General features: G+C 36.9%; 13 protein-coding genes. 1 reads left to right on the top strand and 12 read right to left on the bottom strand.

All coding sequences use genetic code 11. The annotated features are described in order from the left end of the window. Nucleotides 1–73 precede the first annotated feature (73 nt). From V7014_RS17630 to V7014_RS17575, 12 genes are all read right to left on the bottom strand, one after another. Entirely contained in the window at nt 74–703 is a 630-nt protein-coding gene (locus tag V7014_RS17630) for a response regulator transcription factor (protein ID WP_335508785.1), read from the bottom strand. Next, complete coding sequence (locus tag V7014_RS17625; RefSeq protein ID WP_335508783.1) at nt 681–1,526, bottom strand: sensor histidine kinase; 846 nt, start codon at nt 1,524–1,526, stop codon at nt 681–683. Before V7014_RS17625 ends, V7014_RS17630 begins: the two co-directional genes overlap by 23 nt. 410 nt (nt 1,527–1,936) lie before the next feature. Next, entirely contained in the window at nt 1,937–2,803 is an 867-nt protein-coding gene (prmC, locus tag V7014_RS17620; RefSeq protein WP_335508781.1) for a peptide chain release factor N(5)-glutamine methyltransferase, read from the bottom strand. A gap of 3 nt (nt 2,804–2,806) precedes the next feature. Then, nucleotides 2,807–3,877: a peptide chain release factor 1 gene (gene prfA / locus V7014_RS17615; RefSeq protein WP_335508779.1), complete on the bottom strand. Its 1,071-nt coding sequence runs from the start codon at nt 3,875–3,877 to the stop codon at nt 2,807–2,809. A 116-nt stretch (nt 3,878–3,993) separates the two neighbouring features. Beyond that, nucleotides 3,994–4,608 (bottom strand): thymidine kinase, encoded by a 615-nt coding sequence (locus tag V7014_RS17610; RefSeq protein ID WP_335508777.1) that lies wholly within the window; start codon nt 4,606–4,608, stop codon nt 3,994–3,996. A 202-nt stretch (nt 4,609–4,810) separates the two neighbouring features. After that, on the bottom strand, nt 4,811–5,023 hold the full coding sequence (gene rpmE, locus V7014_RS17605) for a 50S ribosomal protein L31 (protein WP_335508774.1): 213 nt from the start codon (nt 5,021–5,023) through the stop codon (nt 4,811–4,813). Between the two features lie 189 nt (nt 5,024–5,212). Continuing rightward, the gene (gene rho, locus V7014_RS17600) at nt 5,213–6,499 is read right to left on the bottom strand and encodes a transcription termination factor Rho (RefSeq protein WP_335508772.1); all 1,287 of its coding nucleotides are present in this window, start codon (nt 6,497–6,499) and stop codon (nt 5,213–5,215) included. 426 nt (nt 6,500–6,925) lie between these two features. Next, nucleotides 6,926–7,888 carry a class II fructose-bisphosphatase gene (glpX, locus tag V7014_RS17595; protein WP_335508770.1) on the bottom strand — a complete coding sequence of 321 codons (963 nt, stop codon included), beginning with the start codon at nt 7,886–7,888 and terminating at the stop codon, nt 6,926–6,928. Nucleotides 7,889–7,978: 90 nt separating this feature from the next. Next, on the bottom strand, nt 7,979–9,265 hold the full coding sequence (locus V7014_RS17590; RefSeq protein WP_335508768.1) for a UDP-N-acetylglucosamine 1-carboxyvinyltransferase: 1,287 nt from the start codon (nt 9,263–9,265) through the stop codon (nt 7,979–7,981). Between the two features lie 242 nt (nt 9,266–9,507). Then, entirely contained in the window at nt 9,508–10,149 is a 642-nt protein-coding gene (fsa, locus tag V7014_RS17585; RefSeq protein WP_335508766.1) for a fructose-6-phosphate aldolase, read from the bottom strand. Between the two features lie 183 nt (nt 10,150–10,332). Beyond that, nucleotides 10,333–11,190 (bottom strand): class II fructose-bisphosphate aldolase, encoded by an 858-nt coding sequence (locus V7014_RS17580; protein WP_335508763.1) that lies wholly within the window; start codon nt 11,188–11,190, stop codon nt 10,333–10,335. 255 nt (nt 11,191–11,445) lie between these two features. Continuing rightward, nucleotides 11,446–11,817 (bottom strand): response regulator, encoded by a 372-nt coding sequence (locus tag V7014_RS17575; RefSeq protein WP_335508761.1) that lies wholly within the window; start codon nt 11,815–11,817, stop codon nt 11,446–11,448. A gap of 213 nt (nt 11,818–12,030) precedes the next feature. Here V7014_RS17575 and V7014_RS17570 point away from each other — a divergent pair, with 213 nt between their 5' ends. Next, entirely contained in the window at nt 12,031–12,567 is a 537-nt protein-coding gene (locus V7014_RS17570) for a DUF2529 family protein (RefSeq protein WP_335508759.1), read from the top strand. Nucleotides 12,568–12,673 lie beyond the last annotated feature (106 nt).

Below are 12,673 nucleotides of genomic sequence, written 5' to 3'. Positions count from 1 at the left end.
CTGGAGCTAGACACCGCGCTATATACTTTCTTATTTACCCCAAAAAACTGCCCTAAGGCAGTTTAAATAAGTGTTAAGAAATATGATTCTTGACAGCATAAATTGCTAATTGTGTCCGATCTCGTAATTCTAACTTCTGTAATATTACTGTGATATGATTCTTTACTGTACCAACCGACACAAATAGTTCTTGGGAAATTTCTTTGTTCGTTTTTCCTAAACCAATGCATTTGGTAATATCTAATTCTCTAGGAGTTAATGGAATATGAATCTCTTCTGGAGCTGAACTATGTAGTAATTTGGGAATAACACGAGCAGTGACTTCTTCCTGAATCGGCATTCCTCCTTTTAAACAGCTTTCCACAGCAGCTACAAGTTTTTCACTATCTGCTGTTTTTAATAAATATCCACTAGCTCCCTCTTTCAAAGCCTCTACTGCATATTCATCATCATTAAAAGTTGTTAAAATCATGATTTTTATATGTGGCCATTGATTATGTATAATACGAGTTGCTTCTAAACCATTCATCTTCGGCATACGAATATCCATCATAACCAAATCCACATCGACACTATTTAATTGTTCGATGGCTTCCTGCCCATTCACAGCCTCTGCAACTACTTGTAATCCATGCGATTGAAGCATCATTGAAATACCTTGCCTCACTATACTTTGATCTTCAACTACCATAACTCGCACCATCTCGGTCTCTCCTTTCATCCGGGAATGAACCCTTTACAACAAAATGATTTTTTTCATAATATGCAAGAATATCTCCACCTAATTCCTGCACTCGTTTCTTCATATTGTTTAAACCGAATCCAAATGTGAATCCCTTTTGTTCTACTATTTTGTTGGTAACGATAAATTCAATATAGCCGATGGCATTCTTACTTAACTTCACTTCCACTTCTCGTGAGTGAGCATGTTTCATTGCATTTGTTAAAGCTTCCTGAAGAACCCGATACAAACAAACGCTTTGATTATTAGATAAATTAGCTGATAGAATTCCTTTCTCTGTCGTAAAAGCTATATAAATATGACTTTCTGATTCAAGCTTTCTAATTAATTGTAAGACTGATGCGATTCCACCAGACTCATCATTTTGTAAAGTTTGTACTGCTTTTCGTGTTTCATGTAGCGCTTCTTCAGCTAGAAGTACGACGTTTTCATATTCAACATCTTTTGTCATGCTATTTATTCGCAACAACATCAATAAAGATGTTAGTTTATGCCCAACTACATCATGAATTTCTCGTGCAATCCGTGTTCGCTCTTCCAGACGAGCAATTTTTTCGTTCTTGTACGCATGGCGCTTTAATAAACGATATTCACGTAACAGCCCATCATATAACTCATTTTTTTCTTTATAGTCTTCTTGCTTATGTTTGTAAAACACACTAAATAAAACAACCATTGCGATTAGCAAGCAGCGCTCCATTGTCAACATAGAGCTAAACTGTAAACAACTTATGAGCATTAAAGTAATGATGATTCCTTGAAGATGAAATTTCTTCACAGACATATATGATGAAGACTCGATATGTGTATACAACAAAATAAAAATAACGATTTCACTTTGGCTTATGACCAACAGCCCACACAAAAGCAGCACCTGACTATATTGTAAAAATACCCTATACCGGGTTGGCATCATTAAATAATAAAAGAGCGAAGAAAATGTACATACAAACAAATAAAGTACTAACAAACTACTAGAAGATTGCTCAATAAAGAATAAAATCCATATGAGAAAAAAAGCGAATAATCGTAGGTATCCTAGCAATTCCCCACCCACTAACTGTTTTTATTTATAATTTTACCAAAAAACAGAAAATAAAGAAGAACCAGCACCAATCCTTTTTAGATTGTTTGACTCTCAGTTAAAAAAGTAAACCTTATATACTTTTGTAAACATAGAAAAAACCAGCTTAATTAATAAGCTGGTACTTCAACAAAAACCATGCGATCTTTGCCGTTAATATCATATTCAACCGTTACTGAGGCGTTTGGGAATGCTGCTTGCATGAGAGATGAAACACTATTTCCCTGACCAGCACCTACTTCAAAACCAACCAAGCCAGGAGTATTCAATACAAATGGTAATTCCTCGGCAAAACGTCGATATAAATCTAAACCATCTTCACCAGCAAATAGAGCCGTATGAGGTTCATGATCCGTCACCACATTTGACATGCTTTCTGCATCACTTTCAGGGATGTATGGAGGATTTGATAGAACAATATCAAATTTCTTCCCCTCTTGAATGAAAGGCTGAAGTAAATCACCTGATACAAATGTTAAATTCGCTTGCAATGTAGCTGCATTCTTTTTTGCTATTTCTAAAGGACCTGGCATCACATCTGTTGCTGTAACATCGAATTCAGGTTGCTCAAGTTTCATCGTAATCGCTATAATGCCACTACCTGTTCCAATATCGACTAAGCTAATATTCTTTTGATCCTTAAACAATGTGGGCACTTTCCGCAAAGTATTATAGATTAACTCTTCCGTTTCTGGACGTGGAATAAGCACCTCCGGATTAACAGAAAACTCTCTTCCATAAAACTCTTCGGATCCTATCATATATTGTACAGGAACTCCTTGTGCATGCTGATGAACACTTTCTTCAAAGCGCAGCCATACAGAAGTCTCTACCTCATCATGCAAGCTTGCTAATAAATGAGAACGTGAGCAATTCATAAAGTGTCGCAACAATATTTCTCCAGCATTCTCATCACGATTGTTTTCTCTTAAAAAAGACGAAGCCCAATTGAGGGCTTCGTATACTTTTTTCGCCATAGGTTATTCACCTTCTCTTTGAAGCCTACTTGCTTGATCTTCAATAATAAGAGCATCAATGACTTCATCAAGTTTACCTTCCATAATTTGATCAAGCTTTTGAATCGTTAAACCAATGCGGTGATCCGTTACACGATTTTGCGGGAAGTTATACGTACGAATACGTTCTGAACGATCACCTGTTCCAACTGCTAACTTACGGTTTTGATCATATTCAGCTTGCACTTCACTTTGAATTTTATCGTATACACGCGCACGTAATACTTTCATCGCTTTTTCTTTGTTCTTAATTTGTGACTTCTCATCTTGACACGTTACAACAGTATTTGTTGGAATATGTGTTAATCGAACAGCCGACATTGTTGTATTAACACTTTGTCCACCAGCACCAGATGAAGCATACGTATCTACTCGGATATCCTTCTCATGGATATCTACTTCAACCTCTTCAGCCTCTGGTAATACCGCTACTGTTGAAGTTGATGTATGAATACGGCCACCTGATTCTGTTTCGGGAACACGTTGTACACGATGCGCACCGTTTTCGAATTTCAACTTAGAGTATGCACCCTGTCCATTGATCATGAAGATAATTTCTTTGTACCCACCTAAACCGGTTGGATTAGAATCAATAACTTCTGTTTTCCAACCTTGCATTTCAGCAAAACGGCTGTACATACGGTATAAGTTCCCCGCGAATAGAGCTGCTTCATCTCCGCCCGCTGCACCGCGAATCTCCATAATAACGTTTTTGTCATCATTCGGATCTTTAGGAATAAGAAGGATGCGTAGACGCTCTTCTAACTGTTCCTTCTTCACTTCTAATTCACTGACTTCTTCTTTCACTAATTCACGCATATCTGCATCAAGCTTTTCTTCAAGCATCGATTTAGCATCATTATATTGCTCACGAATTACTTTATATTCACGGTATGTTTCTACCGTTTCTTGAATGCCGGATTGTTCTTTAGAGTATTCTCTTAGCTTTTTAGGATCATTTACTATTTCCGGGTCACTTAAAAGCTCATTTAAACGATCATAACGATCTTCAACTGCCTGTAATCGATCTAACACCGTATTCACCTCGAATTTTTTCCATATAACTTTTATTATATATACCCAAAGAATGAACGTCAAAATCTTAAAAAAAAGCTCTGTCAACACAGAGCTCTACATTCTTATTCTAACACTTACATTACTTGATCAATCGATTGATTAGATTTCGTTTTCTTTCCAGGGACTTTATGATGGTGACGGCATCTAGGCTCATATGATTCAGATGCGCCAACTAAAATAATTGGGTCATGATAGTTCGCTGGTTCATTATTAATTAATCGTTGTGTTCTACTAGCAGGACTACCACAAACTGCGCAAACAGCTTGTAACTTTGTAATGTTCTCTGCAAGAGACATTAATGTAGGTACAGGTCCAAACGGCTCCCCACGGAAGTCTTGATCAAGACCAGCTAGTATTACTCGATACCCACTATCTGCAAGTTGCTGTGCAACTTCTATAATTTTTTCATCGAAGAATTGTACTTCATCAATAGCAATTACATCTAAATCTTTATCAATATGAAGTAAGATATCTGTTGATTTAACAATAGATTTCGCCATTACAGACGTTCCATTATGAGAAACAACAGCTTCTTCAGCATATCTGTTATCAATTGCTGGTTTAAATACTACTGTCTTTTGGCGAGCGAATTGTGTACGACGAACTCTTCTAATCAGCTCTTCTGATTTTCCAGAAAACATACTACCACAAATTAGCTCCATCCATCCTGCTTGCTTACTTTCATACACCTTATACCTCTCTCCTTCCTATGTAGAACCTTCTTACGACATAGGCTGCCAATAATTTTATCCCGCTTTAAAAGGGCTTTAAAATACCCTAAATGAGCAAATTTCGTATAAATTCTGCTCAATTGTGTTTTATTTCACTATCTATAGCCGAAAAAAAACAGGCAAGGAAAACTGCTTGCCTGTCTTTAAACATTTGTAAAGATTATTGTTGTTGCGATTTAAGACCGTATTTTTTGTTGAAGCGGTCAACACGTCCACCAGCTTCAGCAAATTTTTGACGACCAGTGTAGAATGGATGACATTCAGAACAAGTCTCAACTTTCATCTCTTCTCTTACTGAACCAGTTTCAAATTCGTTACCACAAGCACATTTAACAGTGATTGTTTTGTAATTAGGATGAATTCCTGCTTTCATGATCTACATCTCCTTCCGCCCTGATTCATTTCCTGAAACAGAGTTATTGCTGAAAGGTAAAATCGACTTCTACCGTTCAGTCAAACATGTTTTTTATTATAACAAGGCAAAAAGTAATTTGCAACTTTATGTTGTGTTCTTACTTGTTTTTTTACAAATTAAGTAAACATAAGGAGACGTCAAGTTTCCTTATTGTTCCCCACGATTTCTCCTCGTGTTTCCACCTTTCATTTCGCCCTCAAGAATATTGAAGAATTCTTCATTGCTCTTAGTTTGACGTAATTTACGTAAAAAGCGTTCAGCAAAATCTGGTGAATCTGACATCGTTTTGCGAATTGCCCATAATTTATCAAGATGGTCTTTTGGTATAAGCAATTCTTCCTTACGTGTTCCAGAACGACGAATATCGATAGCAGGGAAGATTCTTCTCTCAGCTAATGCACGATCTAAATGAAGCTCCATGTTCCCTGTACCTTTAAACTCTTCATAAATCACGTCATCCATACGTGATCCTGTATCTATTAAGGCTGTTGCTAAAATCGTTAAACTTCCGCCTTCTTCAATATTTCTAGCGGCACCAAAGAAGCGTTTTGGACGATGGAACGCAGCAGGGTCAATCCCACCTGAAAGTGTTCTACCACTTGGTGGAATATATAAATTATATGCACGTGCCAGACGCGTAATACTGTCCATTAGAATAATAACATCACGCTTGTGCTCAACTAGACGCATCGCTCTTTCTAATACAAGCTCGGCCACTTTAATATGGTTCTCTGGTAATTCATCAAACGTCGAACTAACCACATCACCAGCAACAGAACGCTCAATATCAGTAACCTCTTCTGGACGCTCATCAATCAGCAGAACGATTAATTCGGCTTCAGGATGGTTTGTCGTGATCGCATTAGCTACTTCTTTAATAAGCATTGTTTTACCCGCTTTAGGAGGTGCAACGATTAAACCACGCTGACCAAAACCAACTGGAGCAAGTACATCCATGATTCGTGTTGAAAGGTTGCGTTGCGTTGTTTCTAATTTGATTTGACGGTTTGGATATAACGGAGTTAAACCAGGAAAGTGTACACGTTCTTTAGCAGATTCTGGATCATCACCATTTACAGCCTCTACATGAAGCAGACCATAATATCTTTCATTTTCTTTCGGAGGTCTTACTTTTCCTGAAACTTTATCACCGTTTCTCAGGTCAAAACGACGAATTTGTGAAGCAGAAATATAAATATCCTCTGAGCTAGGTGAATAATTTATTGGACGAAGGAAACCGAACCCTTCCGAGGGAATTATTTCCAATACACCTTCCATAAACAACAAGCCATCTTGTTCTGCTTGTGCTTTAAGGATGGCAAAAATCAGTTCTTTTTTAGTTAATTTACTGTAATACGAAATTCTATACTCTTTTGCTAACTCATAAAGCTCTTTCAGCTTCATGTGTTCTAAATGAGAAATAGTTAAATTCATTAGTACACCACACTTTATATTAATAGCAATAATAATTGGCTTTTCATCAAATATTCAGCTTGCCTTATTGTTTGTTAAGGGTCATAACAAAGCGTTTAATTGAAGAATTAATTGAAGGAATTCGCCAAGTAATTTTTGAAGATTAGGAGTAAGTTGCAGATTTAAAATAATACTTTAATATTGCATCTTTATTTTACTGCTATATAAGAAATTGTTCAACACTAACTCCCACCAAAAAACCGGAGCTTATTGCATACTTTCCTTTTACCGCATACATTCAACATCGTCTATTTTACTTAAAAATATTCAAAAAATAAATATTTTTTTGATAACAAAACTTTTCAAGCATATAAAAAGAGGGTAGAAAACACTACCCTCTTTTATGAATTTCAATGCTCCGCCTAATATTTGTCTATATATTGAAATTTATTTAATTACAAGATTCGGTTTTTTCTTTAAACTATGACGCCCATCAACGAAGCGAATAGTACCCGATTTTGCACGCATTACCACAGATTGTGTTTCAGCATAATGTGCTTTAAATTGTACCCCACGTAAAAGCTCACCATCTGTAACACCAGTAGCTGCAAAGATTGCATCGTCGCCTTTCACCAAATCTTCCATTAATAAAATCTTGTTCGTATCTAGCCCCATAGAAATACATCTTTGTAACTCTGCATCACTTTGCGGCAGTAGTTTACCTTGAATTTCTCCTCCAAGACATTTCAATGCAACTGCAGCTATTACGCCTTCAGGAGCTCCACCAGAACCTAATAAAATATCTACACCTGTTTGATCGAAAGCTGTATTGAATGCACCTGCTACGTCACCATCGTTAATCAACTTGATTCTAACGCCCGCTTCTCTTAATTCATGAATAATTTTTTCATGACGAGGACGATTTAAAATCGTAGCTACTACATCTTCAATATCTTTATTCTTGGCTTTCGCAACCGCTCTAATATTATCCATTACAGGAGCTTGAATATCGATTTTCCCCACTGCTTCTGGTCCAACTGCGATCTTGTCCATATACATATCAGGTGCGTTCAACAAGTTTCCATGATCAGCAATCGCAAGTACTGCTAACGCATTCCAACCTCCAGATGCTACGATATTCGTTCCTTCTAACGGGTCCACTGCCACATCTACACGTGGACCATAGCCTGTCCCAAGCCTTTCTCCAATATATAGCATGGGAGCTTCATCCATTTCTCCTTCACCTATAACAACTGTTCCTTTCATTGGAACTGTATCAAATACATCTCTCATAGCTGAAGTTGCAGCTCCATCAGCTTCATCTTTCTTTCCTCTTCCCATCCAACGCGCAGAAGCTAATGCAGCTGCCTCTGTTACACGAACAAGTTCCATCGATAAGCTTCTTTCCACTTATGTTCCCTCCAAAGAGTTTATGAGTATAACCTATTTATTTATATATAATAACACATTGCTCTTATAAAAGGGGGAATAGTCGATATATTATAAACTTTTTAATTGCTCAATCTCATCTAATGTTAACTTTTCACGCCAAATAGTAGCACCTAATCCACTTAATTTATCCACTAATTGACTATAACCACGATCAATATGATCAACACCTGTAATTTCTGTTATACCCTCTGCCATTAATCCAGCAATAACAAGCGCTGCTCCAGCTCTTAAATCACTAGCTTTAACTTTGGCTCCTTGGAGCTGAATAGGTCCATTAATAATAGCCGAGCGGCCTTCTACTTTGATATTAGCATTCATACGGCGTAACTCATCTATATGTTTAAATCGTGCTCCATAAATCGTATCTGTTACTACACTCGATCCTTCGGCTTTTGTTAAGAAAGTTGTAATAGGTTGCTGTAAGTCCGTAGCAAATCCTGGATATACGAGTGTTTTCACATCAACTGCTTTCAATTTACTACCAGGTGAAATATAAACTTGATCGTCTCGTGTTTCAATCGAAACACCCATTTCTCGTAACTTAGCGATTAAAGATTCTAAATGCTGCGGAATGACATTATCAACTAGAACGCCTTCACCAACAGCTGCAGCTAAAATCATAAATGTACCCGCTTCAATCCGATCAGGTATAATCGTGTGACGGCAGCCGCTTAACTTCTCCACACCATCTATGCGGATGATATCAGTTCCTGCGCCTTTAATTTTAGCTCCCATATTCGTTAATAATGTTGCCACATCAATTATTTCAGGTTCTTTTGCCGCATTTTCGATAACTGTACGACCTTTTGCTAATACTGCAGCAAGCATAATGTTGATAGTCGCACCCACACTTACAACATCTAAATATATGCGAGCCCCACGAAGCTCGTCTGCTCGTAAGTAAATAGCACCCTGCTCATTGGTAACTTGAGCACCAAGTGCTTCAAATCCTTTTATGTGTTGATCAATCGGTCTTGGTCCCAAATAACAACCGCCCGGAAGACCGATTACAGCTTTTTTAAACCGACCTAGCATAGCCCCCATCAAATAATAAGAAGCACGTAATTTCTTTACTTTCCCATTAGGTAAAGGCATAGGTATCATTGAACTTGGGTCAACTGTCATTTCATCATTCTGAAATTGAACCGTACCTCCAATTTCCTCTAACAATCCTTTGAGAATCTCAACATCTGATATATCAGGTAACCCCTCAATTGTAACCGGAGAATCAGCCAAAATTGTCGCAGGAATTAATGCAACAGCACTGTTTTTTGCTCCGCTAACTCTAATTGTTCCTTTTAAAGGGTATCCGCCAGCAATCTTAAGCTTGTCCATAATTTACTCCCTTCTACACTATGCACTTGCATAATAGGTTAATCAGAATACACTAACCAATGTTTACCAGTAAAAAAGATTATACACTGACATTCTATATAATTTCTAGTTTACACAAAAAATAAAAAGTCATGTATGAATATAGAAAAAAATATAAAAATAAGTCATAGGTATAATAAAGCCCCCCTATGACTTATTTTATGACATATGCTTAAATTTTTAACGGATTTAGATTTATAAGTTTATTTCTTAGCTTCCCAATCTGCAAGAAATGCTTCAATACCTTTGTCTGTTAACGGATGATTAAATAGTGACATAATCACCTTATAAGGTACTGTTGCAATATGTGCACCATTTAACGCTGCTTCCGTAATATGCATTGGGTTGCGAATAGAGGCAGCAATGATTTCTGTTTCAATACCATGAATGGCGAAGATTTGTGCAATATCAGCTACTAGTGAAATACCGTTTTGGCCGATATCATCAAGACGCCCTAAAAACGGCGACACATATGAAGCTCCTGCTCTCGCTGCTAACAATGCTTGGTTAGCACTGAAGATTAGCGTCACATTCGTTTTAATTCCTTCTTGTGCAAAAGTATGAACAGCTTTTAATCCGTCTGGTGTCATCGGCACTTTAACCGTCACATTAGGACTAATCGCAGCAAGTTCACGACCTTCTTTAACCATTCCCTCATAATCAGTGGCAATAACTTCCGCGCTTACTGAGCCTTCTACTAAAGATGTAATCTCTTTAATACGATCATGGAAAGAAACGTTTTCTTTCGCTACTAGCGATGGGTTCGTTGTAACACCTGAAATAACTCCTAATGCATGTGCCTCTTTAATTTCTTCAAAGTTCGCTGTATCGATAAAAAATTTCATTTTTAAAAATCTCCTTTATAAACAATATTTTCTGATAATAGTATACAAAAATATATTCAAAAAAGTAATGCTACATAAAAATAAAACATTCTTACCTTTCAACGCGAATTTTTTAAAGTTTGCGAATCAACTATGTTATACAAATAAAACCGCCTCAAACGGCGGTTTTATTAACTTGTTATATTAAGCTTTGTTGCTTGAACCGAATTCACGGATTTTACCAGTTACAGTCGTTTTGATTGCTTCACGACCTGGTTGGATAAATTTACGTGGGTCAACGATATCAGCATCAGCAGCTAACACTTCACGAACTACTTTCGCGAAAGCAATTTGGTTTTCAGTGTTAACGTTGATTTTTGAAGTACCTAAAGAGATAGATTTTTTGATATCAGCTTCAGGAATACCAGTACCACCATGTAATACTAATGGAATTTTAGTTAAGTCACGAACTTCTTCCATTTCTTTGAATCCAAGGTTTGGAAGACCTTTGTAAGTACCGTGAACTGAACCTAATGCAGGAGCTAGGCAATCGATACCTGTTTTTTCAACAAGTTCTTTACACTCTTGAGGATCAGCATAGATAACGCCTTCTGCGATAACGTCATCTTCTTGTCCACCAACAGTTCCTAATTCTGCTTCTACAGAAACACCTTTTGAATGAGCATATTCTACAACTGCTTTAGTTGTTTCAATGTTCTCTTCAAATGGGTGGTGAGAAGCATCAATCATTACAGAGGTGAAACCTGCATCGATTGCTTCTTTACATTTATCGAATGAAGAACCATGATCCAAGTGGATAGCTACAGGAACTGTAATCTTCATATCTTCTAATAAACCTTTAACCATCATTACTACAGTGTAGAAGCCACCCATATGACGTGCAGCACCTTCAGAAACTCCAAGGATAACAGGTGATTTTTCTTCTTCAGCAGCAGCTAAGATAGCTTGAGTCCACTCAAGGTTATTAATATTGAATTGACCTACCGCATACTTACCTTCTAAAGCTTTGTTTAACATTTCAGTCATTGAAACTAAAGGCATTCTATTTCCTCCTTAATGTTATAACTGTTCCCACTGTATAGAAACAGTGTTCCCTTATACAATTTTCCCTTAAAATTATGTATAATATACGAACAAAAAAATCGTACGGGAGCAACATTTATTCCACTTTTAAGAATACCAATAGTTTTTGAATTTCTCAAGGAGTTCCAAGGCATCGGTAAATTTTGTTATCACTTTTCCTCTATTATTTGTCTAAAGTTTAAATTTTCTTACTTGTATTCGTTTTCATCACTCTCATTTTGCCTCAATCGGCAAATATTTATTGACTGCATTTCGAATATCGTCAATATCAAAAGGTTTGGCAAAGTGCGTAATAGCTCCTAAATCCTTAGCTTTTTGAATCATGTCCAATTCTCCATATGCAGTCATAATAATTACCGCAATATTTGGATCATAGTCCTTCATTCTCTTCAAGATTTCTATTCCGTCCATCCCCGGAATTTTCATATCCAGAAGAACTAAATCAGGTGAATGTTCCTTGGCAATTTCTAACGCTTGAACTCCGTTAGCAGCTTGATATGTTTTATAACCAACTTTTTGTAGAACTTCATTTAATAGAATTCGGATTCCATATTGATCGTCTACAATTAAAATTTTCCCCGTCATCCAAACACCCCTTCCAATCTCCTATTCGTGTTTACCCACTACTAAACTCTCTCTCCATATACCCTCAGTATACATTATTCGTGTATTATTGCGTAAATCCTTCATTTTATAAAGGAATTCTCGTCATTCATCATTAATTAACAACAGTAATATTCGCTTCTTGCATATCAATCCTTTATAATGCTCGTAGTATATTTTAAAGGAGCTTTCACAATGCTAAAAATATTTACTACTCAATTAAACGGTATTTTCAAAAACATTACGGAAGATGAATTTATAATTGAAGATGCTGCTCGTTTACTTGCACAAGCTGCTATAAGTGATGGGGGCATTTATATTCATGGTTTTAAAGAAATGCAGGGTGTACTCTCTCAAGCGATAGAAGGTGATGAGGCTATTCCTCATTGCAAACCATTATTCGTTAACAATCGACTTGTCAGCCTATCTCCTGTTGATCGTGTCATACTTGTTTCACGTCACAGTCATGATGAAGATGCCCTTCAACTAGCTCATCAACTGATAAATGAGCAAATTCCATTTATCGCTCTTTCTTCAATCGTAGATAGTCAACAAGAAGGACTTCAAACCTTAGCAGATTTACATATCGACTTAAAACTGAAAAGAGGACTAGTTCCAACGGAAACAGGTGAACGTATCGGTTATCCTGCTTTGCTAATTGCACTGTACGTTCTCTATGCAATTAACCTAACTTTAATAGAGCTATTAAATGAATTACACGAAGAAGAATAAGCGCTGCTAATAGGAACAAAAGCGAAAGTCGCGCCCGTTCAGCACCGTATGAGACTTACGCACTTCGTATGAGATAAAGGAAACACGAAGAGCTGATAAGCGATTC

The organism is Bacillus sp. JJ722, assembly GCF_036963345.1.
GTDB lineage: Bacteria > Bacillota > Bacilli > Bacillales > DSM-1321 > Bacillus_AD.
Note: the sequence above shows the minus strand (reverse complement) of the source record. Positions and strands in the feature narration are given on the sequence as shown.

What these genes read in the sequence shown, in the direction of transcription:
- fsa (WP_335508766.1), bottom strand. Translation starts at nt 10,149, where the DNA reads ATGAAATTTTTTATCGATACAGCGAACTTTGAAGAAATTAAAGAGGCA.
- V7014_RS17590 (WP_335508768.1), bottom strand. Translation starts at nt 9,265, where the DNA reads ATGGACAAGCTTAAGATTGCTGGCGGATACCCTTTAAAAGGAACAATT.
- V7014_RS17575 (WP_335508761.1), bottom strand. Translation starts at nt 11,817, where the DNA reads ATGACGGGGAAAATTTTAATTGTAGACGATCAATATGGAATCCGAATT.
- prmC (WP_335508781.1), bottom strand. Translation starts at nt 2,803, where the DNA reads ATGGCGAAAAAAGTATACGAAGCCCTCAATTGGGCTTCGTCTTTTTTA.
- V7014_RS17580 (WP_335508763.1), bottom strand. Translation starts at nt 11,190, where the DNA reads ATGCCTTTAGTTTCAATGACTGAAATGTTAAACAAAGCTTTAGAAGGT.
- V7014_RS17630 (WP_335508785.1), bottom strand. Translation starts at nt 703, where the DNA reads ATGGTGCGAGTTATGGTAGTTGAAGATCAAAGTATAGTGAGGCAAGGT.
- V7014_RS17570 (WP_335508759.1), top strand. Translation starts at nt 12,031, where the DNA reads ATGCTAAAAATATTTACTACTCAATTAAACGGTATTTTCAAAAACATT.
- rho (WP_335508772.1), bottom strand. Translation starts at nt 6,499, where the DNA reads ATGAATTTAACTATTTCTCATTTAGAACACATGAAGCTGAAAGAGCTT.
- rpmE (WP_335508774.1), bottom strand. Translation starts at nt 5,023, where the DNA reads ATGAAAGCAGGAATTCATCCTAATTACAAAACAATCACTGTTAAATGT.
- V7014_RS17625 (WP_335508783.1), bottom strand. Translation starts at nt 1,526, where the DNA reads ATGTCTGTGAAGAAATTTCATCTTCAAGGAATCATCATTACTTTAATG.